The organism is Glaciecola sp. 2405UD65-10, assembly GCF_048820975.1.
Classification (GTDB): Bacteria; Pseudomonadota; Gammaproteobacteria; order Enterobacterales; family Alteromonadaceae; genus Glaciecola.
In genome coordinates this window covers 2,305,818-2,329,166 of record NZ_JBMEUF010000001.1, presented here as the reverse complement: position 1 = coordinate 2,329,166, position 23,349 = coordinate 2,305,818, and the positions used below count along the sequence as shown (strand labels likewise).

Annotated in this window: 20 protein-coding genes; 15 read left to right on the top strand and 5 right to left on the bottom strand. The window is 42.1% G+C overall.

Annotation, left to right across the window (positions count from 1 at the left end; genetic code table 11):
* Nucleotides 1–452 precede the first annotated feature (452 nt).
* Nucleotides 453–2,300: a dihydroxy-acid dehydratase gene (gene ilvD, locus ACOI22_RS10405; RefSeq protein ID WP_420671961.1), complete on the top strand. Its 1,848-nt coding sequence runs from the start codon at nucleotides 453–455 to the stop codon at nucleotides 2,298–2,300.
* 13 nt (nucleotides 2,301–2,313) lie between these two features.
* On the top strand, nucleotides 2,314–3,876 hold the full coding sequence (gene ilvA, locus ACOI22_RS10400; RefSeq protein WP_420671960.1) for a threonine ammonia-lyase, biosynthetic: 1,563 nt from the start codon (nucleotides 2,314–2,316) through the stop codon (nucleotides 3,874–3,876).
* A 27-nt stretch (nucleotides 3,877–3,903) separates the two neighbouring features.
* On the opposite strand, the gene plsB is transcribed toward ilvA, so the two are convergent.
* Entirely contained in the window at nucleotides 3,904–6,336 is a 2,433-nt protein-coding gene (gene plsB / locus ACOI22_RS10395) for a glycerol-3-phosphate 1-O-acyltransferase PlsB (RefSeq protein WP_420671959.1), read from the bottom strand.
* 243 nt (nucleotides 6,337–6,579) lie between these two features.
* On the opposite strand from plsB, the gene lexA reads away from it, so the two are divergent.
* The 5 genes from lexA to ACOI22_RS10370 all read left to right on the top strand — a co-directional run bounded on the left by lexA (nucleotide 6,580) and on the right by ACOI22_RS10370 (nucleotide 11,760).
* Nucleotides 6,580–7,200: a transcriptional repressor LexA gene (gene lexA / locus ACOI22_RS10390; protein ID WP_420671958.1), complete on the top strand. Its 621-nt coding sequence runs from the start codon at nucleotides 6,580–6,582 to the stop codon at nucleotides 7,198–7,200.
* Between the two features lie 328 nt (nucleotides 7,201–7,528).
* Nucleotides 7,529–8,644, top strand: coding sequence for a cytochrome c oxidase subunit II (gene coxB, locus ACOI22_RS10385; protein ID WP_420672356.1), 1,116 nt, complete (start codon nucleotides 7,529–7,531; stop codon nucleotides 8,642–8,644).
* Between the two features lie 3 nt (nucleotides 8,645–8,647).
* Nucleotides 8,648–10,255: a cytochrome c oxidase subunit I gene (ctaD, locus tag ACOI22_RS10380; protein ID WP_420671957.1), complete on the top strand. Its 1,608-nt coding sequence runs from the start codon at nucleotides 8,648–8,650 to the stop codon at nucleotides 10,253–10,255.
* Between the two features lie 15 nt (nucleotides 10,256–10,270).
* Entirely contained in the window at nucleotides 10,271–10,864 is a 594-nt protein-coding gene (locus tag ACOI22_RS10375) for a cytochrome c oxidase assembly protein (protein WP_420671956.1), read from the top strand.
* A 17-nt stretch (nucleotides 10,865–10,881) separates the two neighbouring features.
* The gene (locus ACOI22_RS10370) at nucleotides 10,882–11,760 is read left to right on the top strand and encodes a cytochrome c oxidase subunit 3 (protein ID WP_420671955.1); all 879 of its coding nucleotides are present in this window, start codon (nucleotides 10,882–10,884) and stop codon (nucleotides 11,758–11,760) included.
* Here ACOI22_RS10370 and ACOI22_RS10365 read toward each other — a convergent pair.
* Complete coding sequence (locus ACOI22_RS10365; protein ID WP_420671954.1) at nucleotides 11,757–11,963, bottom strand: DUF2909 domain-containing protein; 207 nt, start codon at nucleotides 11,961–11,963, stop codon at nucleotides 11,757–11,759. The genes ACOI22_RS10370 and ACOI22_RS10365 overlap by 4 nt on opposite strands.
* A gap of 40 nt (nucleotides 11,964–12,003) precedes the next feature.
* Here ACOI22_RS10365 and ACOI22_RS10360 point away from each other — a divergent pair, with 40 nt between their 5' ends.
* From ACOI22_RS10360 to ACOI22_RS10335, 6 genes are all read left to right on the top strand, one after another.
* Nucleotides 12,004–12,723 (top strand): SURF1 family protein, encoded by a 720-nt coding sequence (locus ACOI22_RS10360; RefSeq protein WP_420671953.1) that lies wholly within the window; start codon nucleotides 12,004–12,006, stop codon nucleotides 12,721–12,723.
* A gap of 76 nt (nucleotides 12,724–12,799) precedes the next feature.
* Nucleotides 12,800–13,357, top strand: a complete 558-nt coding sequence (locus ACOI22_RS10355; protein WP_420671952.1) for a hypothetical protein — start codon at nucleotides 12,800–12,802, stop codon at nucleotides 13,355–13,357.
* A gap of 19 nt (nucleotides 13,358–13,376) precedes the next feature.
* Nucleotides 13,377–14,360: a COX15/CtaA family protein gene (locus ACOI22_RS10350; RefSeq protein ID WP_420671951.1), complete on the top strand. Its 984-nt coding sequence runs from the start codon at nucleotides 13,377–13,379 to the stop codon at nucleotides 14,358–14,360.
* A gap of 62 nt (nucleotides 14,361–14,422) precedes the next feature.
* Entirely contained in the window at nucleotides 14,423–15,343 is a 921-nt protein-coding gene (gene cyoE / locus ACOI22_RS10345; RefSeq protein WP_420671950.1) for a heme o synthase, read from the top strand.
* A 47-nt stretch (nucleotides 15,344–15,390) separates the two neighbouring features.
* Nucleotides 15,391–16,047 carry an SCO family protein gene (locus ACOI22_RS10340; protein ID WP_420671949.1) on the top strand — a complete coding sequence of 219 codons (657 nt, stop codon included), beginning with the start codon at nucleotides 15,391–15,393 and terminating at the stop codon, nucleotides 16,045–16,047.
* A gap of 13 nt (nucleotides 16,048–16,060) precedes the next feature.
* Nucleotides 16,061–16,675, top strand: coding sequence for a GNAT family N-acetyltransferase (locus ACOI22_RS10335; protein WP_420671948.1), 615 nt, complete (start codon nucleotides 16,061–16,063; stop codon nucleotides 16,673–16,675).
* A 17-nt stretch (nucleotides 16,676–16,692) separates the two neighbouring features.
* Here ACOI22_RS10335 and ACOI22_RS10330 read toward each other — a convergent pair whose 3' ends face one another.
* On the bottom strand, nucleotides 16,693–17,778 hold the full coding sequence (locus ACOI22_RS10330) for a polysaccharide deacetylase family protein (protein ID WP_420671947.1): 1,086 nt from the start codon (nucleotides 17,776–17,778) through the stop codon (nucleotides 16,693–16,695).
* A gap of 79 nt (nucleotides 17,779–17,857) precedes the next feature.
* Here ACOI22_RS10330 and ACOI22_RS10325 point away from each other — a divergent pair, with 79 nt between their 5' ends.
* The gene (locus tag ACOI22_RS10325) at nucleotides 17,858–19,174 is read left to right on the top strand and encodes an MATE family efflux transporter (RefSeq protein ID WP_420671946.1); all 1,317 of its coding nucleotides are present in this window, start codon (nucleotides 17,858–17,860) and stop codon (nucleotides 19,172–19,174) included.
* A 69-nt stretch (nucleotides 19,175–19,243) separates the two neighbouring features.
* On the opposite strand, the gene nfuA is transcribed toward ACOI22_RS10325, so the two are convergent.
* Nucleotides 19,244–19,822, bottom strand: a complete 579-nt coding sequence (gene nfuA / locus ACOI22_RS10320) for a Fe-S biogenesis protein NfuA (protein WP_420671945.1) — start codon at nucleotides 19,820–19,822, stop codon at nucleotides 19,244–19,246.
* Nucleotides 19,823–20,000: 178 nt separating this feature from the next.
* Here nfuA and ACOI22_RS10315 point away from each other — a divergent pair, with 178 nt between their 5' ends.
* Entirely contained in the window at nucleotides 20,001–22,574 is a 2,574-nt protein-coding gene (locus ACOI22_RS10315) for a M14 metallopeptidase family protein (RefSeq protein ID WP_420671944.1), read from the top strand.
* 11 nt (nucleotides 22,575–22,585) lie between these two features.
* Here the strand turns inward: ACOI22_RS10315 and ACOI22_RS10310 are convergent, their stop codons facing one another.
* The gene (locus ACOI22_RS10310) at nucleotides 22,586–23,197 is read right to left on the bottom strand and encodes a ComF family protein (RefSeq protein WP_420671943.1); all 612 of its coding nucleotides are present in this window, start codon (nucleotides 23,195–23,197) and stop codon (nucleotides 22,586–22,588) included.
* Nucleotides 23,198–23,349: the final 152 nt, after the last annotated feature.

Genomic DNA, 23,349 nt, shown 5'->3' with positions numbered 1-23,349 from the left:
GGTATGCATTATGAAGTACTCAATAAAGGGCTAAAACCGAACCTTGGACCAGTTTTTCGCTGCATTCGCTCATAATATTGCGCTAAACTGGAAATATTCTTGCGTGTGCAGATAAATAAAGGCACACTCTACGCGTGACGACAATTTTGTATTTTGAGCATCATTTGTTTATTTAGCGCGTGCAACCTGCAGGCCTTAAATAAAAAGTGGAAATGGTGTTTATTAGTATTGAGTATTAATTTGCTCAGTAAACTATATCACCCCTTTCACGAGGGTGTTTTTAATAGCGCAAAATTACCAGTTTGTTGCTGTTTCCTTAATTCATTTAAGGCAAAATATCCTCCCTAATATATTCATATCGTGGCGCTCCCATAAATGTTTGCGCGGCGAATACTTATTTTTTCAAGTTGGCAAAAACAACTTGTTCGCAATACACAATAAAGGAAATTAGCATGCCTAAATTACGATCAGCTACCACAACTCATGGCCGCAACATGGCGGGTGCACGTGCCTTATGGCGCGCAACTGGCATGAAAGACGGTGATTTTGGCAAACCTATTATTGCTATTGCAAACTCTTTTACGCAGTTTGTGCCGGGGCATGTTCACCTTAAAGATTTAGGCCAACTGGTAGCGCGCAGTATTGAAGAAGCCGGAGCGGTGGCAAAAGAATTTAATACCATTGCTGTTGATGACGGCATAGCAATGGGGCACAGCGGCATGCTGTATTCATTGCCTTCACGTGAAATTATTGCTGATGCCGTAGAATACATGGTAAATGCTCACTGCGCAGATGCCATTGTGTGTATTTCTAACTGCGACAAAATTACACCGGGAATGTTAATGGCCTCTATGCGCTTAAATATACCGGTAATATTTGTATCTGGTGGGCCAATGGAAGCGGGTAAAACCAAGTTGTCGGATCAACTTATTAAACTTGATTTAGTTGATGCCATGGTAGCTGCCGCAGATGACACCGTGAGTGATGAAGACACTGACCAAATTGAGCGTTCAGCTTGCCCTACTTGTGGTTCATGTTCAGGCATGTTTACCGCCAATTCAATGAACTGCTTAACCGAAGCATTGGGTTTGTCATTGCCAGGTAATGGCTCTACCTTAGCCACGCATTCAGACCGTGAACGCTTGTTTGTTGAAGCCGGTCGTACCATTGTTGATTTATGTAAGCGTTACTACGGTGATGATGACGAAACTGCGCTGCCGCGTAATATTGCTAACTTTAATGCCTTTGAAAATGCGATGAGCCTTGATATTGCCATGGGCGGTTCTACCAATACTATTTTGCATTTACTTGCCGCAGCAATTGAGGGTGAAGTTGACTTCACCATGGATGATATTGACCGTTTATCACGCAAGGTTCCGCATTTATGTAAGGTAGCGCCTTCTACTCCGCAATATCATATGGAAGATGTGCACAGAGCCGGTGGTGTAATGGGTATTTTAAATGAAATTAATAAAGCTGGCTTGCTGCATGGTGATTCGCACCATGTACTTGGGAAAACCATGCAAGAGGTTATTGCTGATTGGGATGTAACGAATCCTGAAAACGAATTTGCTCGCGAATTCTTTAAAGCTGGCCCCGCCGGAATACGCACCACACAAGCCTTTAGCCAAAGTTGTCGATATCCAACGGTGGATGATGATCGCGAAGGCGGCTGTATTCGAAACCTTGATAATGCCTATAGCCTAGAGGGCGGTTTAGCCGTGCTTTCAGGTAACTTGGCGAAAGATGGCTGTATTGTTAAAACCGCAGGTGTTGATGAATCTATTTGGAAATTTACGGGTCCAGCACGGGTATATGAAAGCCAAGATGACGCAGTTGCGGGCATACTTAATGGCGAAGTACAAAAGGGTGAAGCGGTAATTATTCGCTATGAAGGCCCTAAAGGTGGCCCAGGTATGCAAGAAATGCTTTACCCCACCTCATACCTAAAATCAAAAGGCTTAGGCAAAGATTGCGCACTTATTACCGATGGCAGATTTTCAGGCGGAACCTCGGGTTTATCTATAGGACATTGCTCACCAGAAGCGGCTAGTGGCGGTGGTTTAGCCTTAGTGAATAATGGCGATATGATTGAAATTGATATTCCTAACAGAACCATTAACGTATTGTTGAGTGACGACGAGCTACAAGCTCGCAGAACGCAAGTAGAAGCAAGTGCGAAGCCGTATCAGCCGCTTGAACGTGTTCGAGAAGTATCTACGTCATTGAAAATATTCGCTATGATGGCAACCAGTGCTGATAAAGGCGCGGTGCGCGACCCAAGCAAAATCAAATATTAAAGGTAAGCAATTCATGAGCAACAATACGGCGGGTGCCGCCACGGTTCAATCTGACTTTGATTATTTGATAAAAATACTGCAAGCGCCAGTGTATGACGCCGCGGTTGTTACTGACGTAAACAAGTTAGAGAGCTTGTCGAAAACTACGCAAAATGAAGTGTTTTTAAAGCGCGAAGATCAACAACCGGTGAAGTCGTTTAAATTGCGCGGCGCCTATAATTGTATGGCGCAGTTAAGCCAAGCTCAGCGCGATGCTGGAGTAGTGACTGCCTCTGCCGGAAACCATGCGCAGGGCGTAGCTTATGCGGCTAAGGCCATGAATATACAGGCAACCATTGTGATGCCTGAAACCACCCCAGATATAAAAGTAAACGCTGTACGCCAATTTGGCGGTGACAACGTAACGGTGGTGCAATTTGGCACAAGCTTTGACCAAGCCAGTGGGCATGCTGCCCAATTACGTGAAGCTAATGGTTATTCAATGATCCCGCCTTTTGATCACCCTGATGTAATTGCAGGGCAGGGTACTATTGCAAAAGAGATGTTAGAGCAATTAAGCCACTTTGATTATATTTTTGTAGCGGTAGGTGGCGGTGGTTTAGCTGCTGGCATCGCATTGTATTTAAAGCAAGTTAAGCCTTCTATTAAGATTATTGGTGTGGAGTCTGAAGAGTCTGCAAGCTTAAAAGCGGCATTAGACGCAGGCGGCCCGGTTACCTTGCCGCAAGTGGGTATATTTGCTGATGGCGTAGCGGTAAAAACCATAGGCACTGAACCCTTTAGAATTTGCCAACGTTATTTAGACGATGTAATTACCGTTAGTAACGATGAAATTTGCACCGGCATTAAAGATATTTTTGATGATACACGCGTAATTGCAGAGCCTGCCGGCGCGCTATCTGTTGCAGCTATTCGCAAATATTGCCGCGAACATGATATTAAAGGCAAACGTTTAACGGGGATTTTGTGCGGCGCGAATATCAATTTTCACACGCTTCGTTATGTGTCAGAACGCTGCGAATTGGGTGAACAAAAAGAAGCGGTTTTTGCGGTTAATATTCCTGAGAATAAAGGCGCGTTTAAAGCCTTTTGCCGTTTGCTAGGCGGCATAGTGATTACCGAATTTAATTATCGTTATAGCAATAATAAGCAAGCGCATATATTTGTTGGCGTAAAACTAAAACACGGTAAAGCAGAGTTTGATGCGCTTATGGCTAAGTTAAGTGAGCATGGCTATGATTATTCTGACTTGTCTCAGAATGAACTAGCAAAACTACATGTTCGCCACATGGTAGGCGGCCGTCCGCAAACGCCAATTGAAGAAAGTATATTTAGCTTTTCGTTCCCAGAATATCCGGGTGCACTCATGCACTTTTTAGATACCTTGGGTGAAAGCTGGAATATCACTATGTTTCATTATAGAAACCATGGTGCAGCGCAGGGTTTAGTATTAGCCGGCTTTGAAATTCAAAGCGAACAGCGAGCCAGTTTTCAAGACTATCTTGATAAACTTGATTTTGAAGTGCAGGAACATCTTGATGATCCTGCTTACAACTTCTTCCTATCATCAGAGTAAGCAACTGCTTACTCTGTTTTTCTTTTTCTAAATTCGCTCTAAGTGCTGGGCTATTTCAGGCCATACTAACGGCATTATAGTATCTTTTAAATCCAAACTTTGCGTGGATACGCTTAAGCTTCCATCTTCATTGCTGGTTATTAAGTGGTTCTCTTTTAATGCGTTTACAAATGTAGCTAGCACGTTTTTATCGTAAAACTCGGGCGAATGCATACCAAACAATATAGACAAACGCTCTGCTACCGCTGTTGACTGCCTTTCAAGCTGAGCGCGGCCAATGGTTTGTTCTGTTTCAAGTACGCGAAGCACTACCGCGTATCGCTGCCACGTTTCTTGCATGCTTCGGCTTAACAACCAAGCGCTATGAAATTCATTAGAGCTTGGTGGTGCGCTACTGTATTGATCACCCTCTTGAATTAACATGCCGGAATTTACTAGGTAGTCTAGTAAATTACTTACATACGCTAATAAGGTTTCACTTGTAAAACTCATGAAAAATTCGCGTTTAAGCATGGGGTAAAGTTGTTCAATCGAGGCCAATATACTGGTTTTATTTAGCTTGCCGTGGGCGAATATGAGCGCCATTACTAAGCTTGGTACCGCAAACATATGCATTATGTTATTGCGATAAAAGGTCAGTAGAATGGCATTGTCTTTTTTAGGTGATACCATTTGGCCGTAAGCGTCTTGAGTTTGCTCAAAGCGATTTAAGGCTAAGGTTCTATCAACAATGTCTTGAGCACTGTTGCTTGGGAAAGTGGCGTCTGAACTATAGGGGTTCGCTTCAAACAAAGCCAAGTAGTCTTTTACGGCTTTGATTAATTCATCTTTACTCATAATGTGAGTTTTTGATGACAACAAAATAAAGGCGAGCAAGGCAGTGCCATTAAGCGCAGCATTGTTATTTATGCGCGTCATAATGTTGTTGGCAAGGCTATTCACCGTTGGAGTTAACCATTTAGGCTTTTTATCATCATCGGTAACGTGCTCACGCCAGTCAGGTACTTCTTGGTCTAGAAAGTTATTAAGTGAAAGTGGCTCACCAAAGTTTACATATCCATGGCCGTAGTTTTTGAGTTTTCGTATAGCTGAGAATACCTGTGTTGGTGATTCTTTTTTCTTTGATTTGCCTTTGAGCTCTTTCATGTAGCTTTTCACTTCCATTACATGCTCATACCCTATGTAAACGGGAACAATAGACACAGGGCGCTTAACCCCTTTAGTGAAGGCTTGAATGGTCATCGCTAGCATACCCGTTTTAGGCGGAAGCAGGCGGCCAGTGCGGCTGCGCCCACCTTCGGGGAAGTATTTAACCGAATAGCCTTTATTAAATAGTAGCTCTAAATATTCACGGAATACGCTTGAGTACAATTTGTTTCCGGCAAAGCTTCGGCGCAAAAAGAACGCTCCGCAGCGCCTAAAAATTGGCCCTGCAGGCCAGAAATTCAAATTAATACCAGCAGCAATATGGGGGGTTACTAAACCTTCATGATAAATTACATAAGTTAATAGTAAGTAATCCATATGGCTTCGGTGGCAAGGCACATAAATAATTTCATGGCCGTTTGCGGCAAGCTCTCGCACGCGGTCGGCATGCCCTACATCTATGCCATCGTAAATTTTGTTCCATACCCGGCTAAGTACGCGGTCACCAATTCTAATTAAGCCTTCACGGTAATCAGCGGCAATCTCTTTGGCATACCTTTGGGCTTTTGCGCGTGCCTTTGTGGGGTGAACCTTTTTGTGTTTTGCCTCGTCTTCTATGGCTTGTTTAACCGAGCTTGCACCTAAAATAGAATTATACAAGCTAGCCCTTTCTAACAACGTTGGGCCGCTTAAAGTTTGTTGCTTGCGCTGAAAATGGGTACGTGCCACACGTATTAACTTATGGGCTATTTGTTGATCGCTTCCTTTTAACGCCGCCATTTCTTTAGTGGAAACAGGCTTTGAGTAGGTTACAAAATTATCACGCCCAAAGAACAAAACAATCATGGCTTTACGTAGCCAGTTAGGCGAGGCTTTAATTGCAATTAACTGCGCAAACCCTGAACGCTCTTTTCCTGCTGAACGCCCCCATGATATGAAAACAGGAACAAGCTGGACGTCAACGTCTTGGTGCTCACGCTGAAAATGAAACATTTGCGTGAAGTTATCTTCAATTGTGGTTGGTTTTATTTGCCGAGTAATAATACTTTGCGGACGATTTAAATAATAGCTACGTTCGTATTGCTCACCTTCAAGCTTTAGCATGGTTTTAGGCGAAGGCAAGTTTAGGAATGTTGTTGATTTTTCTAGGGCAATAGAATCGGTGAACGATTTTGTTTGCAGCAAATATACAATAGGCTTTGATGGGTCAATGCCCAGCTCTTTTGTTAAATCGTTGGGAATACTTTTAACCGAAACTAGCCATCCAATAGGCTTAGCAAGCAATGATCGTAAAAAGTTTACAATCGCTTTCATAAAATCTCCAGTAGTATAAAAATGATAATGTTGGAAAATGGAATATTTATTGAGATTACAATGTTATCACGAACTAAGGCTGCAGATGCACTGTAAAGTTGTATCAAAACATAACATTCCCCGCTAGTAAGACCACTTCAAGCTATAAAAATGTTCATATCTAGCTGATAAACGTAAAATAAAGTTGCTAATAGCTTATTAAAAGTTATACTGGGTTTAACTGTATAGATGAACAGGCTGTGTATGCGTCCACTAACCCCTAGGCAACAAGAAGTACTTGATCTCATAAAAACTACTATGATTGATACGGGTATGCCCCCTACGCGAGCAGAAATTGCGCGCCAACTTGGTTTTAAATCTGCAAATGCTGCAGAAGAGCATTTAAAAGCCTTGGCTAAAAAAGGCGTTATTGAAATTTTGCCGGGCACAAGCCGCGGTATAAAACTTAACGTTGATTTAGAAGATGAGGTAGAAGATGGCTTGCCCTTAATAGGCCAAGTAGCCGCGGGTGAACCCATATTAGCTCAAGAGCACATTGAAAATAGATTTAAGTGTGACCCTACCATGTTCCACCCCCAGGCTGATTACTTGTTGCGCGTACGCGGAATGAGTATGAAAGACATTGGCATAATGGATGGTGATTTGCTGGCGGTTCATAAAACGGATCAAGTGAATAACGGTCAAGTAGTGGTAGCGCGAGTTGATGAAGATGTTACGGTTAAGCGTTTCGAGCGTAAAGGCAGTGAAATTTTATTGCATGCTGAGAATGAAGAATTCGAGCCAATTCGAGTTGATCTAGCCTCGCAATTCTTTACCGTTGAAGGTTTAGCTGTAGGCGTTATTCGCGATCACGGCGATTTATAATCTAAAAAACTGTTTGGTTAACAATTAGTTTGTGAAAAATCATCCCATAGGGCGCTTATTTCTAAGCGCCCTTTTTTAATTCCCCTACGCAATTCGCTTATTAATAAAGCAAATACTGAATAAAAATTATAAAAAACACTAGACTAGCGGCGAAAATTGTTTGATTATTGATCGTGTTTTTACAAAATATAAACATTTGCGTTACTTTAATTTAATCTTTTGTCTGCAATATGGATGTGTGGCTTTGCTATATGCATCTGTTTTTTGTACACATAGTGGGAGTATTAGTGTGAAGCTCAGACCTTTCCTTTCTTTTCTACTACCTAGCATTTTCTCGACGAGTGCTTTTGCAGAAAATGTTGCTAGCAGTGGCCGTTCAGATTTGAACTTGCGTCCGGGTGTAACTGACATCTCTCATCAAGTGTATGATTTACACATGCTAATGTTTTTCATTTGCGTGGTAATTGCCGTATTAGTTTTTGGTGTAATGTTTTATTCCATGATCGCCCATAGAAAATCTAAAGGGGCAAAGCCAGCGAATTTTCATGAAAACGTGAAAGTGGAAATTGCATGGACAGTGGTGCCTTTTCTAATTTTAGTTGGTATGGCAGTGCCTGCGGCTAAAACCTTGCTTGATATGGAAGACGTAAGTAAGCCAGATGTAACCATTTTGGTAACCGGTTCCCAGTGGAAATGGCATTACAAATACAGGGATAATGACCTTGAATTTTATTCAGTAATGGCCACCCAGCAAAAGCAAATACAAAACAAATTCGAAAAAACCGAAAATTACCTGCTAGAAGTAGACCGCCCCTTAGTGATTCCTACTGGAAAAAAAGTCAGATTCTTAATTACCTCAGATGACGTTATTCATTCGTGGTGGGTGCCTGACTTTGCCGTTAAAAAAGATGCTAACCCCGGTTTTATTAACGAAGCGTGGACGAATGTAAACGAGCCCGGTATATATCGCGGACAGTGCGCTGAACTTTGCGGCAAAGATCATGGTTTTATGCCCGTGGTAGTTATTGCAAAAGAGCCTGCTGAATATGAAGCGTGGATAGCAGAGCAAGAAGCCATTGCGCAAAAAGCGCGCGAAGAAGAGCAGCGCTTATTGGCTATGAACATGAGCATGGATGAGCTAATGACAAACGGTAAACGCATTTATGACGGCGTATGTGCGGCTTGTCATATGCCTAACGGTGAAGGTTTACCGGGTGTTTTCCCGGCATTGAAAGGTTCGCAAATGGCTACCGAAGATATTCCAGGGCACATTGATATAGTCGTAAACGGTAAGAGCGGTACTTCAATGGCGTCGTTTTCAAAACAGTTAACTATGTCTGAAATTGCGGCTGTAGTTACTTACGAGCGAAACGCTTGGGGTAATAATACCGGTGATATGGTGCAGGCTAAAGATGTAAACGCAATTATGAATGGGGATAAGTAAATTATGACAACCACTACCAATACCACGGATCCTATTTCTGAAGGCGACCATCATGAGCATGAGCACCATATTCCAAAAGGGATAACACGCTGGTTGTTCACTACCAACCACAAAGACATTGGTACTTTGTATTTGTGGTTCGCCTTTATCATGTTTTTAGTGGGCGGTGCTATGGCTATGGTAATTCGCGCCGAACTTTTTCAACCTGGACTACAAATTGTAGAGCCTAACTTCTTTAACCAAATGACGACCGTGCACGGCTTAATTATGGTTTTTGGTGCCGTAATGCCCGCCTTTACAGGCTTAGCTAACTGGTTGGTGCCTATGATGATAGGCGCGCCAGATATGGCCTTGCCGCGCATGAATAACTGGAGCTTTTGGATACTGCCATTTGCTTTCTTGATTTTATTAGCGTCATTATTTATGGAAGGCGGCGGCCCTGCCTTCGGTTGGACATTCTATGCCCCGCTTTCAACCACTTATAGTGGTGATAGCACTGCCTTGTTTGTGTTTTCAGTTCACATAATGGGTATAAGCTCAATTATGGGGGCTATTAACGTGATTGTGACCATTTTCAACATGCGTGCCCCCGGCATGACATTTATGAAAATGCCTTTGTTTGTATGGACATGGTTGATCACTGCATTTTTACTTATAGCTGTAATGCCAGTGCTTGCTGCGGCAGTTACCATGGTGCTTACTGATAAATTCTTTGGCACAAGCTTCTTTGACGCTGCCGGCGGCGGTGACCCAGTCATGTTCCAGCATATATTCTGGTTCTTTGGCCATCCTGAAGTTTACATCATGATATTGCCTGCCTTTGGAATTATATCGGCAATTGTGCCTACGTTCTCGCGCAAGAAGCTTTTTGGATATGCCTCAATGGTTTATGCCACCGCTTCAATTGCAGGTTTGTCATTTGTTGTGTGGGCGCATCATATGTTCACCACGGGAATGCCCGTGGCCGCAGAAATGTTCTTTATGTTTGCCACTATGATTATATCTGTTCCCACTGGGGTGAAAGTGTTCAACTGGGTGGCCACAATGTGGCGCGGTTCGCTAAGTTTTGAGGTACCCATGCTGTTTGCTATCGCATTTATTGTGCTATTTACCATTGGTGGGTTGTCAGGCTTAATGCTAGCCATTACGCCAGTAGATTTTCAATATCATGATACCTATTTTGTGGTAGCACATTTTCATTATGTACTCGTAACCGGCGCGGTATTCTCAATTATGGCGGCGGTGTATTACTGGTTACCTAAATGGACCGGTAAGATGTTTGATATCACCCTAGCTAAATGGCATTTTTGGTGCTCATTAGTGTCGGTAAATGTATTGTTCTTCCCTATGCATTTTGTAGGCTTAGCGGGTATGCCGCGAAGAATTCCCGATTACGCCCTGCAATTTGCTGACTTCAATAAGTGGATATCAGTGGGTGGCTTTGCCTTTGGACTGTCACAGCTTATATTCTTAGCGTTATTGATAAAAGCCTGCCGTAAGCAAGGTGAACCGGTAACAAGCCTAGTTTGGGAAGGGGCTGAGGGCTTGGAGTGGGAAATTCCATCGCCTGCGCCGTATCATACATTTGATACACCTCCAGTAATTAAATAGGGCGGAAGATGCTACATGAGTGCTGAGCAAACCCCTAAGCAAAATGATGAGCAAAGCCGTGCACCGCAATCGGGCGGGCATGGTAAGTCAGTCAGTAAAATATTACTGGTTGTAGTGGGAATGTTTGGTTTTGGTTATGCGCTGGTGCCACTATACGATGTGTTTTGCGACATAACCGGCATAAACGGAAAAACAAATACCGAAGCCGCAGTTTATAAACCGCAAGATATTGATGAAACCCGCACCATTACGGTAGATTTTATTACCCGCACTAATTCGGGTATGCCATGGGAGTTTACTGCACAAACGCGCAAAGTAGATGTGCATCCCGGGCAAATGAGCGAAGTGGCTTTTTACGTGAGAAACCCTACACAGCGCGACATTATTGCGCAAGCCGTACCCTCGGTATCGCCGGGTACGGCATCTTTATATTTAAATAAAACAGAGTGTTTTTGTTTTCAGCATCAGCCTTTGAAGGCCGGTGAAGAGGCTATTATGCCTATGGTATTTTATATTGACCCACAACTGCCTGAAGACATTACCTTCTTTACTTTGCAATACACACTTTACGACATCACCGAGCAAGCCGCTGATGTAGCAATGAATTAAGATATCTGGAGAATAAAATGGCTCAGCAAGAATATCAAAAGTATTACGTACCCGAGCAAAGCATTTGGCCCATTGTGGGCGCAGTGGCCTTGTTTTTAATTGCCGTGGGAGCGGGAAACTTAGTTATAGAGTCTAGTAAGGGCGAATCAGGCTTTGGCAAATATACGCTTATCGCAGGTTTAGCCGCGCTACTTATTATGATTGTTGGTTGGTTTAAAAATCAAATTGACGAGTCAATGTCAGGCTTATATAGCGACCAGCTTGGCCGTTCATATCGCCAAGGTATGTCGTGGTTTATTTTCTCAGAGGTAATGTTCTTTGCAGCATTTTTTGGCGCATTGTTTTATGCCCGAACAATTTCAGTGCCATGGCTGGCGGGTGCTTCAAACAACGCTATGACCAACGAAGTATTATGGCCTACTTTTGAAGCTGTGTGGCCATTGCTAACTACTCCTGGTGGGACCGAATCGGCCACTATGAGTTGGTTTGGTTTGCCCTTGGCTAACACCGTAATTTTATTAATTTCATCTGTTACTTTGCACTATGCTCATGTAGGGCTAGAGCAAAACAAACGTAAGCAATTAACGGGCTTACTATTTTTTACTATAGTGCTGGGACTTATATTTCTAGGCTTGCAATCATGGGAATATATTCACGCCTATGACATTGGCCTTACGCTAGATTCAGGGGTATACGGCAATACGTTTTTCCTATTGACCGGTTTTCATGGCATGCATGTAACCTTAGGTACGGTAATACTTATTGTGATGTTGTTTAGGGTAATGAAAGGGCACTTTACGCCAAAAGAGCATTTCGCTTTTCAGGCAGGTAGTTGGTATTGGCACTTTGTTGATGTGGTGTGGGTAATGCTGTTTTTCTTTGTTTATATACTTTAATAAGGGCGCGGGTTGGGTTGAATCAAACCAGTGGCTATAGCAACAAGCAGTAATAATATTATAAAAACAGAGGTGAGCACTCTGCGGCCTATGAATTTACTCATGGGTTCGCCGGTGTCGCCTTTTAACATGATCTGCATTGCGCGGAACAAGTTGTACACCATAAAAATGAGTAAGCCGCCTACAATTATTTTTATTGCCATCAGTAAATGCCTATTGTTTTTATTTGGATGCAAGTAAGTTATGGCTTTAATAAAAGCGAATACTCACTTTCCTTATATTACTACCATAATCGTTTTTACGGCGCTTGTCATTATGCTCTTTTTAGGCTTTTGGCAGCTTCAACGAATGGATGAAAAGCAGCAACGAATTGCGCATATAGAACAAGCTAAGCAGCAGGCCACGCTCTCGTTACCAAAGGTAATAAGCGAGGTGTCGCATTATCAAGATTATCAAGCTCATGCTACGGGCAGTTTTACAGAAACACTTTTTTATATTGATAACAAACTACATGGGGGCAAGCCTGGCTTTTACGTATTGGCCCCATTTAACACGTCGTACGGCGTATTAATGGTTAATATGGGGTGGATAGAAAACAAAGGCGCAAGAGGAGAAATGCCAAGCATTAAATTGCCAAGTAATAGGGGTGAGTTAACTAGGCTTGAGGGCATTGTGTATATTCCGACTAATAACGCTTTTGTAAAAGAAACGAATCAAGCCTTTGGGCAATTTCCAGCATTGCTGCAAGAGCTTGACCTAGCGCAAATTAGTCAACACTTAAATACCGAGGTATTGCCCTTCGTGCTTCGTTTGTTACCAAATGATTCCACTGATTTGGTACGTGAATGGAAAGTGATGAGTATGCAGCCTGAAAAGCACCTTGCTTATGCCATCCAGTGGTTTGGATTAGCTGTGGCAGGTTTAACTATATTTTTAATCAGTTTGCGCAAACGTTCGTCATAAACGTTTTTCATACATGTTATACATGCGCATTTACCCAATGAGTTTCCGCTGATTGGTATTATAAGAGGACGCCACCATGGCAAATGAAAGTAATAAAAACAACCTAATGTTAATGATAGCTGTATTCGTTTTACCGGTGCTACTTGCTTATTTCGCTTTAAAATTTGAGTGGTTCAACGAGGCTTCTACTAATAAAGGTGAGCTGCTTCAACCCGTTATTGAAGCTGGCGGATTGTTAAACACTAGCCAGCAAAAGTGGCACCTTTTATACGTTATTCCGGCAAGCTGCGCGCAATCATGCCAAAACGCCATATACAGTATTAAGCAAATATACCAAGCTACAGGTAAAGAATCTGACCGAGTAAGCACCTTGTTTATTCAAACGGAAGGTTCAAGTAATGATGTACTAAGTGAAGTACTAGCGTTACCTGGTGTTGAATTGATACAAAAAAGTGAAGAAAATGTAAACAAAGTGTTTAACAACACTAATATAAATGCTATTTTCATTACTGACACTATGCATAATGTTGTATTACGTTATCCCACCACAGCCAATGCTGAGGAAGCGATTATGGATAGCCGCAACATATTGGCAGATCTCAGAAAACTATTGAAACTCTCGCGTATTGGTTAAGGCTTAGGATCACGGTTATATGAAAAAATTGGTATTCGTTAGCATATTACTGGCCCTTGTCGTTATTGTGCTTGGCGTATACACCCGCTTGACCGATGCCGGATTGGGCTGCCCTGATTGGCCGGGTTGCTATGGACATTTAGTGGTTCCCCAAGACGAGGGTTTAATTGAGGCTGCTAATGCTGCCTATCCTGAACGACCAGTAGAAGCACAAAAAGCATGGAATGAAATGATCCATAGGTATTTTGCCGCCAGCCTTGGTTTGTTTATTTTAATTTTGTTCGTAGTATCTTTGGTCAAGAGAATGCGTGGGCGCAATTCACCTATTAAATTACCTTTCATTTTGCTGTTATTAGTGTGTTTTCAAGGCGCTTTAGGCATGTGGACAGTTACCTTGAATTTACTACCTGTTGTTGTTATGGGGCATTTATTAGGTGGCTTTACGGTGTTGTCATGCTTGTTCTTGCTCTATTTACGCATAACGCCTTATCGAATACCTGGCGGTGATGCCCAAATTCGAAACTTCGCAAAATTTGGCACAATTGGCATTATCTTGCTAGTAATTCAAATAGGTTTAGGCGGTTGGACATCCGCGAATTATGCATCTTTAGCATGCACTGAGTTACCTATTTGTGAAGGGACGTGGACGTCAAAAATTGATATTGCTGGGGCGTTTAGTGTTCCCGAGGCAGAAAATTACGAGTTTGGCGTGCATTCCTATGAAGAGCGCGTAACTATGCATGTGGCACATCGCTTTGGCGCAATTGCGGTGTTTTTATATATTTGCTGGTTGGCGGTTGCCTTGTATAAAAAATCAAGCTCAGGTTTAGTTAAGCGCATGAGCACCCTATTGGTGGTAGTACTTGGTGTGCAAATAGGCTTAGGCATTAGTAATGTGGTGTATACCTTACCACTTAGCGTAGCTGTGCTGCACAATGCAGTGGCCGCCTGTTTGCTGTTAGTGATGATACTACTCACTTACACAATGTATCGAAAATACTAGTTAATACATTTTTGTGCAGGTGAAATGCGCTATGTTTTGCCTGCTATGAGAAGGAGAATAACATGAGTAAAGCGCTTCCCCTTGCGGGTAACAAAGCCACTAAACCAAGTGCGAAAATCACTCAGGTGTGGCGTGATTATTACGAGCTTACCAAGCCAAAAGTAGTAATGTTGCTTTTGCTCACCGCTTTAGTGGGTATGTGTTTGGCCAGTGAAACTTGGGTTGACCCAATGGTACTTATTGCGGGCTTATTAGGTATTGGCTTTTTATCGTCGGCAGCGGCGGTTATTAACCACGCGGTTGATCATAAAATTGATGCCTTAATGGCGCGTACCTTTAACCGCCCCGTAGCAAAAGGCAAAGTATCGATTGAAAGAGCTCTATGGTTCGCATTTGCCCTTGGTGCAATTGGTTTTGCTTCCTTGGCCTTGTTTGTGAATATGCTTACCGCATGGCTAACCTTACTTAGCCTTGTGGGCTATGCGGTTATTTACACCATGTATTTAAAGCGCGCTACGCCGCAAAACATTGTGATTGGTGGCTTAGCAGGTGCAGCTCCTCCATTACTTGGCTGGACCGCAGTTACCGGCGAAATTCATGCCTATGGCTTGTTGCTGGTACTCATTGTGTTCACATGGACGCCGCCTCATTTCTGGGCCTTAGCGATTCATCGAGAGAAAGATTACGCAAAAGCCGAAATACCGATGCTCCCAAATACCCACGGCATCGACTTTACTAAAACTTGTATAGTGCTTTACACCGTTTTGCTATGCTTGATTTGCTTATTGCCATATTTGACCGGCATGAGTGGAAACTTATACCTTGTTGGCTCTAGTGCATTAAATGCTTATTTTTTATATATGGCTTTAAAACTCAAGTTTAAGCCACAATCCGATACGGCAATGGCCACCTTTAAGTTTTCTATTATTCATTTAATGGTACTATTTATTGTATTACTGCTTGATCACTATTTGTTGGTGTAACAGGCGCATTAAATTAATACTGCTTATGGCATATAGGAAAAAGGTGTATGAAGAATACTGGCTTAGGTTTGTTTCTGTTGGTTGTGTTTATAGGTGGGATTTATGCCGCCTTAGTTATTGCTCCGCCTAGTTCAAAAGATGAGCCCTTATCAGAGCAAACACAGTACTTAAGTTGGTACCCTCAAGCGCGAGCGCTTGCTGATTTTACCCTAACAAAGCATACCAATGTGCCTTTCACCAACGAAGACTTAATGGGCAAGTGGACCTTGGCCTTTGTGGGTTATACGTTTTGCCCTGATATTTGCCCGGTAACGCTTTCTGAAATTAGCGAAATATATCCAGAAATTACTGCCATTGAGGCAAAACATCCTTTGCAAGTATGGTTTTTGTCGGTGGATCCTAAGCGCGATACCGTTGAACGTTTAAACGAATATATTAATTACTTTAACGCCGACTTTGTTGGCTCTACGGGCCCGCATGAGCAAATATTTCCTTTAGTACGCAGTATGGGAATGATGTATAGCTTGAGTGAAAGTACTGATAATGAAAACTACTTAGTCGATCATAGCGCGTCTATTGTTGTGATTAATCCTAAAGGCAATGTGGTGGGGCGCTTTAAACCTAAGCAACAAGCCGGTAAATTGGCCATTAGCGATATGCAGCAAATAAAACAAGACCTGCCAATTATATTGGCGTCTGACTAGCGCACTTTTTATCATGATGAACATTCGACAAGGTGTAGTGACTGACTCAGCTAATCTTTGTGAGCTTATTTTGTCATCAGCGCCGGTATTATTGCCTTATTTATTTAAGGGCGAACAGGCAGTTAAAGCCTTTATAGAACAGGCTGCTCAACAAGACAACGGCCAATTTAGCGCCAACATGCACTATGTGATTGAGCCTTCCAAAAATGATAACTCGAATCTGCAAATATGCGCGTGCATGACCCTTTGGCATGCGCAACTAGGTGATGCTTTTCAACTCGCCACGCTTAAGTGCTTGCAGCAGTACTTGTTAGAAAGCCAAATTCAACACTTACTCATAACTAACCCATTGCTGAGCCGTGTTTTTCAAAGCCCATCGGAACATGAACTTTGCGTTGGTCATTTGGCGGTTCATGAAAACTTTAAAGGACAAGGGCTTGGCAGAAAGCTAATAGCGCATGCTATAAAGCAAGCAAAAATACTAAACAAAAGCTGCGTAATTTTAGATGTAGATAAAGACAACGATGAAGCTTTAAGTTTTTATTTAGCCTGCGGATTCATGCTGAGCAAAGACTCATTTTTTGAACCTACTCAGCAAACCTTTTCGCGCTTGCATTACACCCTTTAGTTGGGCGGTTTGAACAACTAGTCAAGAAACTCGCCACTTTCTGTGGCGGTAAACATAGCATGTGAAAACCAATAATAACGATTTGATAACTGCTTACTAGGCGCGGTGCAGTTAACGCGCATTCTGCCGGCTTTCATGGTGAAAGGCAGCTTTATATTTACCGAGCTTTCAGCAATATCAAGCTCAAGGGTTTTACCTTGAAAGTAACAGGCGAATTGGCCCATTTTAATATCCTTTGGTTTTACTGTAAGGGTAAAACCGGTGATTTCCTCGCCCGAGCTAAATTCAACTTTGGCGGGTGTTAACTGAGTAACTGGCATGGCTAAGCTATTTAGTTTTACCTTTAGGCTATTTATATTTGCGTACACACCAGCCGCTGGAAAGCGCGGCAATGCGCCAAAGTCACTCATGCGTGATACTGCACCAGACTGCTGTCCAAAGCCAATATAGCCAGCATCAAGCAGTGCGTTTTTAAGACGCAAGTTAAATTCGCCATAAGGGTAGGCAAGCCACTTTTTACTGTAGCCTATGTTGTCACTAATAATATTTTCAGCCATCTCAATATTGTTCATTGAGCGCTTTAACACTTGCTCACTACTTTCATTTGGATTTCTCGCAAGTAGATGGGCGTGGTCTAAAGTATGATTGGCAAACGTGGCTAAATCTTGCATTGATTTAACTTGTTCCCATGTGAGCTGGGCACTAGATTCACCAATAATTGATGGATTAATAAACACCGTATAGGGAAAATTGTACTTGCTTAAAATAGGATGGGCATTTTCAAGTATATTGGTATAACCGTCATCAAAGGTAATCGCAACAGACTTATCTTCTAGCGCTTGTCCGTTTTGAATCTTTTTAAGAGCACTGCTTAAATCTACTACCTTGTAGCCCTCTGATAAAAGCGCCATATGCGATTCAAATACGGCAGTGGAAACACTGGTACTTGCCGGAGTATCGCTAGATACATGATGATACTGTAATATAACCAAATTATGGTGGTTTGGGCTTTCAGCAATGGTTTGGTTTGCAAAAGCAGCCTGTGCTATTAAGCTTCCAATTAGAATAAGAAAAAAGTTAAAAACATTGCGATGCACAAACATAAACAAGCCGACTCAATAGCTAAAATAATAAGGGCATAGTATCACTAATTTTTCGCAAACTCATGGACGTTTATTAGCCTTGGCCCTGCCTTTGATATTGGCGAATGTAACCACCCCTATTCTTGGACTGGTAGACACCGCCATTTTGGGGCGCATGGAGGAAGTTCATTATTTTGCTGGTGCGGCTATTGGCAGCCTTATTGTGACGCAAATATATTGGCTGTGTGGTTTTTTAAAAATGTCGGTTACGGGCTTGAGTGCGCAAACAAAAAATGCCGAACCACACATGCAAATTAAGGTATTAATACAAGGGGCGGCGCTTAGTTTGTTACTCGCGTTTTGTATTTTGCTATTGCAACAAGCGATTGTTCAAGCGGGCCTGTTTTTCTCAGACGTTTCTGCTCAAATTGCTAGCAGCACACAAGACTATTTTTTTGTAAGAATTTGGGGCGCGCCAGCCGCCATGCTTAATTTGGTGATTGTGGGTTGGTTAGTTGGGCAGCATAAAACCAAATTAGTGTTGATTTTACAGGTGCTGATTAACGTAATTAATATTGCGGCAAGCTTACTGTTTGTATATGTGTTTGATTGGGGCGTTAAGGGCGTAGCTGGTGCAACCACCTGCGCTGAATATATGATGTTGATTTTAGGCGCTTATTTCATAGTTAAACACTATTCTGGACAGTCCAAATTAAAACTATTCCACAGTAAAGGCCATGAGATAAGAGCGCGTTTGCGCAGTTGGTTAAGTTTCACAAGCATGCAAAGTTTACTTTCGCTCAACTCCAATATTTTTGTTAGGAATTTAGCACTGCAATTTGTGATAGCGTTTATCATGCTTCGCGGTGCGCATTTCGGCGCAGAAGCGGTGGCAGTAAATGCCATAATTTTGCAATTTTTTACCTTAATTGCCTTAGGTTTAGATGGCGTAGCCAATGGTGTTGAAGCCCTTATTGGCGAAGCGAAGGGTGATAAAGACATTGATAAAATACATCAAAACTTCAAAATTGGGCTAGTGTGGTCAAGTATATTTGCTATTTTGTATGCCCTTGTATTTTACTTTCTGGACAGTCCAATTGTTAACTTGCTAAGTGATCATGACAATATTCGTAGGGCCATGAAAGACTACTCAAACATTATTGTATGCTTGCCTATTATTGCGCATTGGTGTTTTTTAATGGACGGAGTGTTCGTAGGATTAAGCAAGGGAGCGGCTATGCGTACAAGTATGTTAGTAAGTACCTGCTTAGTCTTTTTACCTTTCTACTTAGTGTTTAGCGAACAAGGTAACATGGCAATGTGGATAGCCATGTTAAGTTTTTTAGCCAGTAGAGGTATTACGCAAGGCATTTACTATTACTACTGGACTTATTACAAGCCACAAGCCTTTATATAGCCGTGTTATAAAAAAAGAGCTTAACCTTGCGGCTAAACTCTTCATTAGTGTTTGGCAATAGCGGAGTGTCTAGTAGTAAGAGTGTTCGCCAGCTTCGTGCTCGGTAGCATCTTTCACTGCAGTAATTTCTCCGGCAAATTGTTCAAGCATTTGCTTTTCAATGCCGTCTTTCAACGTTACATCAACCATTGAACAACCATTACAACCACCGCCAAACTGCAATATGGCTGCACCGTCCTCGGTTATTTCCATAAGTGACACTTGGCCACCGTGGCTTGCCAATTGTGGATTAATTTCAGATTCAATCATGTAATTGATGCGTTCAACCAAAGATGCGTCATCGCTAATTTTACGGGCTTTAGCATTAGGTGCTTTAAGTGTAAGCTGCGAACCCATTTGGTCAGTTACAAAATCAATTTCTGCGTCTTCTAAGAACGGCGCGCTTTCTTCGTCTACTACAGCATCAAAGCCATTAAAGTTAAGGCGCACATCTTGTGGCTCAACGGCGTCAGGCGGGCAGTAAGACACACCACATTCTGCTTTAGAAGTACCTGGGTTTATAACAAATACTCTTATATTTGTACCGGCTTCTTGTTGTGCAAGCAGTTTTGAAAAGTGAGATTGTGCTGATTCGGAAATATTTATCATAGGAGCCTCAACAATGCGTTAATCATTAATGGCTATAGTGTAGCAAAAATTACCCGAGTAAAACACTCAAGTACTCATCATTTTTTACTTTGGTCTAATATATTGCTACATAATTATACTTTTGATTCAAATTGAGCGACAATTGTTCGCTGAAAAGAAAATAAAACAAAGGAATTATATGCATCACTTGCTAGGATTTGTTAAGGCATCATTGGTTTTATTCATTATTGTAAGCACACTAGGCCTTGCAACAAACGCTTTTTCTCAAACAAGTGACCTTGATTTTCTCCCTAAAAATCAAGACTACAACCCTGATATTCCTACTCCTGAAGAGGTATTTGGCTACCCCATAGGTACATGGCATATGCGTCATGATCAATTGCTTACTTATATGCAAGTACTGAGCGAAAAATCTGAGCGTGTGAATGTAAGCGTAATTGGGAAAACGCACGAACACCGCTCATTGATTTCAGTGCGTATTACCTCACCAGAAAACCAAAGTAATATCGATGAAATTCAAGCTAAGCATCTAAAAAGCATTCAGTTAGGCGAATCAGCGAAAAGTGATGCCCCATTAGTTATTTACATGGGTTATAGCGTTCACGGTAACGAACCCTCGGGTAGCAATGGGTCTATGTTAATTGCCTACCATTTAGCGGCTTCAAACAGTGATGAAGTTAAAAACTTATTAGCGCAAAACATTATATTACTCGACCCATCACTTAATCCAGATGGCATGGCCAGATTCGCACAATGGGCGAATATGCATAAAAGCAAAAACTTAGTATCTGATCCCAGTAATAGAGAGCATAAAGAGTATTGGCCTAGCGGAAGAACAAACCATTATTGGTTTGACTTAAACCGCGATTGGTTGTTGCTAACACATCCTGAGTCAAAAGCACGTATTGCGCAATTTCACGCGTGGCGCCCGCATATAGTAACTGACTTTCATGAAATGGGCACCGACAGTACCTTTTTCTTTCAGCCCGGCATTGCTGCACGTAAAAACCCATGGACGCCTAATCAAAATGTAACACTCACCTCTGCAATCGCTAAGTTTCATGCAAAAGCCTTAGACGATGCGAAAAAGTTGTATTTTAGCGAAGAAAGTTTTGATGATTTTTACTATGGGAAGGGGTCTACTTACCCTGACGCGCACGGCAGCATAGGTATTTTGTTCGAGCAAGCGAGCAGCCGCGGACACGTGCAAGAATCAATTAATGGCTTGCTAACTTTCCAAGATTCTATTCAAAATCAAGTCACTACTTCTTTGTCTACTTTTGCTGGCGCGTTCGCTAATAAAGCCGCTATTTTAGCTTATCAGCGTGAATTCTTTGAAGACACTAAAAAGCTAGTGGCAGATGACAAATTTGCAGGCTATGTGGTCACAAGGGGCAAAGACGCTACCCGCTTTGAACGTATGGTCAATATTTTGCAATCACATAAAATTAAGCTAGAAATGTTAAGTGAAGATATTGATATTAATGGCACGCAATATAAGGCTAAGCAAAGTATTTATATTCCGTTTGACCAAGCCCAGTATCGTTTAATTCGCTCACTTTTCAGTGAACGTAAACGCTTTACTGACAACACTTTTTATGATGTTTCAAATTGGAATATTGGCTTGGCGTTTAATTTACCTTATGAACAAGTGAAATCTTCGCTTAGCCGAAAGCTAGCATTAAGTACATGGCAGGCAAGTACGCAACAAAATATTGCTATAGATAGTGATGCTTACGCTTATGCTTTTGAATGGTTTGACTCGTCAGCACCGGCATTACTTCAATCACTTCTTGATAAAGGTGTTCAAGCTCGAGTAGCGGGTTCAGATTTCACGGCATTGACATCTTCTGGCGAAGTGAAGTTTGCACGAGGTAGCGTAGTTATTCCCAATGCCCTTACGCAACCTAGTGAAGTGGCTAGCATAGTGTCAAGCAGCGCTCAAAAGTTCAATATTCGCGCTTATAATATTCAAAGCGGTCTGACTTCTTCAGGCAGTGATTTAGGCTCGCGTAGCTTAGCACCAGTAACATCTCCCAAGGTATTGTTGATTGGTGGAATAGGTACTTCAAGTTACGAAGTGGGTGAAATGTGGCATTACCTTGATACCCGCGTAGGTTTACCCGTAACCATTTGGGACATGCGTGATTTGAACAACCGCGATGTAGATAGGTACACCCACATATTTTTTGCATCAGGCTCATATATCAAAATTAACGATGGCACCATTAATAAGTTAGAAAAATGGATGAACAGAGGCGGTGTAGTGGTTGGTCAAAAATCAGCAGTGGCTTGGTTTGCTCGACTCGGTTGGATAAACAACCAGCCCTTATCTGGTGAAGCTATCAACTCCTCTTTTTCCACCGATGATATGCAATATTCTGATAAACAAGCCTTAGGTGCCAAGAAATTAATAGCGGGCGCTGTGTATAAAAGTAAAATTGATTTAAGCCATCCACTATTCTTTGGCTTTGAGCGTGATATTCTGCCCACATTCAAGACCAGTAACGGTGTACTGCGAGCCACTGACAATCCATTTGAAGACATAGCAACATATATTGAAAACCCGCTGGTAGCCGGGTATTCGGCTGATGAAATGCAGGCACTTATTAAGCGTTCTGCCTCGGTGGTGGTAAACAAGAAACAAAAAGGCGCGGTAATTGGCTTTGTTGATAACGTGCACTTCAGAGGTTATTGGGATGGGACTAATAAGTTAAGTGCAAATGCGCTGTATCAAACGCCGCTTTTATAACCAAAGGGAATTTATTCTTTCACCGAAACCGCCATGCACCACACATGTATTTCAAGGTCGGGAGAGTGGGCCTGAATAGCTTCGCATGCCGCGTTAATAGTTGCACCTGTGGTGATAACGTCATCTACTAGTGCAATGGAGTTATATGGCACGCTTGTAGTTATTTCGAAGGCATTTTGTATATTAAGCAAACGCTGCTCTTTATTTAAGCTTGATTGCTGCTTGGTATGCTTGCGCCTTTGTAAGGCTTGGCAGATTGGAATATCAAAACCCTCACTTAGGTGAATTGATAATTCGTGCGCTTGGTTAAATTCACGCTGAATATAGCGTAATTTACTCAGTGGAATAGGCACTAAGGCATCGGGCACACTTTGCTTATGAAGCAAGGAGTCTTTTAAATAGCAGATAAAAAAATCACTGAGTACTTTGGCTGCAAGTACTTGCCCTGAAAACTTAAGCTTACTCACCAGCCCTGCTATTATGCCCTTGTATTCTCCTAAAGCATGTAAACTCACATATGAGGGAGGTATAAGATGCTTGTGCACTCTTTCGTAATCTAATAGGTTGTGAGCGGGTGACGGAAATGTAGGTAAGAATATATCTTGCTGGCAAAATTCGCACACAAGCGAGGCACTGCTTTGATGGCATAAAAAACAATTTTTATGCCCAATTATTGATTGTATGTAAGCAAATATTTGTTGGCAGTAGTAGTACAGTGGGCGCATATTTTTTGGCTGAGCTCTTTGTAGCTTAGTTTCAAGATGAGAAAACAATA